At 41.3% G+C, this 2404-nt stretch carries 3 protein-coding genes; all 3 read right to left on the bottom strand.

What is annotated here, in order from left to right:
• Positions 1-22: 22 nt before the first annotated feature.
• Complete coding sequence (gene tnpC, locus ESZ26_RS18885) at positions 23-1573, bottom strand: IS66 family transposase (RefSeq protein ID WP_146801343.1); 1551 nt, start codon at positions 1571-1573, stop codon at positions 23-25.
• A 107-nt stretch (positions 1574-1680) separates the two neighbouring features.
• Entirely contained in the window at positions 1681-2028 is a 348-nt protein-coding gene (gene tnpB, locus ESZ26_RS18880; protein WP_146910734.1) for an IS66 family insertion sequence element accessory protein TnpB, read from the bottom strand.
• Complete coding sequence (gene tnpA, locus ESZ26_RS18875; RefSeq protein ID WP_146801339.1) at positions 2028-2324, bottom strand: IS66 family insertion sequence element accessory protein TnpA; 297 nt, start codon at positions 2322-2324, stop codon at positions 2028-2030. Before tnpA ends, tnpB begins: the two co-directional genes overlap by 1 nt.
• Between the last annotated feature and the right edge of the window lie 80 nt (positions 2325-2404).

The following is a 2404-nucleotide window of genomic DNA, read 5'->3' as shown; positions in this document are numbered from 1 at the left end:
GTAAGGGTATAGCTAACGGCACCTAGCCGCGCTCAATGTTCCATGGTAACAGCGACTCAAGATTATTCGGTTGCTCAGCAACATGCTGCAAGCATCTTGAGATATAGTCATGCACGACTAGGCCATTAGCCTTAGCCGTTTCAACGAGACTATAGAGAATAGCACTCGCATGAGCACCATTGCAGGTATTTGAAAACAGCCAAGCTTTGCGCCCGATCACAAACGGTTTTATTGCCCGCTCTGCTCGATTGTTATCAATCGATAGTCTGCCATCTTCAAGGTAGCGTTGGAATTTATCAAACTGATTTAAACTGTAGCTTACTGCCTCGCCAAGTTTGCTTTTCGGCGGGATTTTATCTTTGTGATTTATCAGCCAGTGATGTAGTTCTTTTACGATTGGCTTAGCGTGTGACTGCCGGATGTCGAACTTATCTTCACTCGACTTTTCTTTAATACGCTGCTCTATGCCGTAGAGCTTGCCAATTAAGTTTAATACCACATCAACTTTACCCGTTTTCGCTTTGGCATGTATCTTCTTCGCATCCACGAACTTACGACGAATATGGGCAAGACAAGCAACTAACTTCGCCTCTGTTAGCCCATAAGCTTTATAACCATCAACATGCATATAACCTTGGTAGCCATCAAGAAAGTCTATCGCACATTGTGCTGCGCGACTGTTGTGATAGTCGTATAAAACAATATTCGTTTTCTCACTTGGCCTATCACTGCCGCAGCAATACACCCACATATAACTGGTCGCTTTTTCTGCCTTGATGACTTTTAATGGTGTTTCATCAGCAAAAATGGCAGGCTCTGCCAGCAATATTTGTTTCAAGTAATTATACAGAGGCTCAAGTAATTGAGCACTGCGCAGCATCCAACTCGACATGGTTTGTCGACTCAATTCAAGTCCAATATCACTAAACATGGTTTCTTGGCGATTTAATGGTAAGCCAAATTGATATTTACACGAGATGATTTGGCTGAGTAAGCTGGGCGTAGCAATACTTTTTGGTATCGGTGTTACGGGCATCGAGGCAGTTTTTACTACATTTTTAATTCCGTTACGCTCACATAGGCGACAGGTATATTTGGGCCTAATGGTCTTAATAACTTTGATGTGAGCGGGAACAAATTCTAGTGCTTCGCTGCAACTTTCACCCATTTTGTGCAACGGACTTTGGCAGCAATCACAGACTTTGTCGCTTTCATCAATATCAACAACGATTTCTTTACGCGGTAGTGCTGCGGGCAATGGCTTACGTTTTGGCTTGATTTTCGTTGGCGCGTCAGTGTTTGCTTTGGCTAGAAGTTTTTTATCATGTTCATCAAGTACTAATTCTACTTCATTAAACACTTCATCAGCACCTGGCATTCTCTCTGATTTTTTACCGTATTCGTTGGCAAGCTTGAGATTATAACGCTCAAGTAATAGTTGATAAGCGACGTCTTTTTCGACTAACTCATTATCTTTTTGAGCTAATTCTTCATCCATACGTTGCTGCAACTCAAGCAACATTTGCTTGAGTTGCTCTGGGTCATTTGGCAAGGACTTCGCATTGAATTTCATCCGCTGATTTTAACAAAAAAACCAACCATATACTGCTTTTAGCCTGATTTACCACAAGCGTATGTGTCAATGATCGTTGACTGCGAAAAAAGGTAAATAGCAGGCAATTAGATCATCGACTGATAATATAATTCTTGATGGCCAAGGACATCATATCCACAGAGTAACCAATCGAGTTGCTCAGCGCTCAACGCAAATTCATTGCCATTAACTTTGCTCGGCCATTTGAATTTTTGTTTTTCTAAGCGCTTTTGCCAAAGTGCAAAACCTGTTTTGTCCCAGTACAATATTTTCAGCTTGTCTTTGGCTTTATTACAAAAAACGAATAAAGCGCCCGTATAGGCATCACGGTTTAGTTCATCTTCAACCAGTGCAGCGAGGCCATTTATTGCTTTTCTAAAGTCGACGAAGTCTCGATGTAAGAAAACCGCTGAAGGTTCAACAAACATCTTCATTAAATAAGCTCACGTAATAATAGGCTTAGGTAAGTCACAGAGGTTGATGCCGGTAAACTGACATTCGCCTTACCCACGCTAACAGTTATGAAGGTTTGCTCTTCAATGAGTTCCACCTGTTGTGTTATTTTGGCACGAACAAAGTTTCCTGACGACAAGCTGAGTTTCTTTCTAACAGCATAAAAGCTAGAGGTTGTTAATTGCTGTTGTTGGCAATAATCAATAATGGTTAAGCCGCTGTTTTGTTGATCTTCAATGATGGTTTGCCATTGCTCTTGGCTACGCGATATTCTCATGCTTATCTCCTAAATTAAGTGAGGAGATAATGTATATGAGATCAAGTTCTAGAGGCAGGTGTCGTTAGCTATACCCTTAC

It is taken from the genome of Colwellia hornerae, assembly GCF_007954355.1.
In the GTDB taxonomy this organism is placed as follows: domain Bacteria; phylum Pseudomonadota; class Gammaproteobacteria; order Enterobacterales; family Alteromonadaceae; genus Colwellia_A; species Colwellia_A hornerae.
This window is presented reverse-complemented; position numbering and strand designations above follow the sequence as displayed.

Coding starts and splice junctions, on each gene's coding strand:
- tnpC (WP_146801343.1), bottom strand. CDS start 1,573: ATGAAATTCAATGCGAAGTCCTTGCCAAATGACCCAGAGCAACTCAAG.
- tnpB (WP_146910734.1), bottom strand. CDS start 2,028: ATGAAGATGTTTGTTGAACCTTCAGCGGTTTTCTTACATCGAGACTTC.
- tnpA (WP_146801339.1), bottom strand. CDS start 2,324: ATGAGAATATCGCGTAGCCAAGAGCAATGGCAAACCATCATTGAAGAT.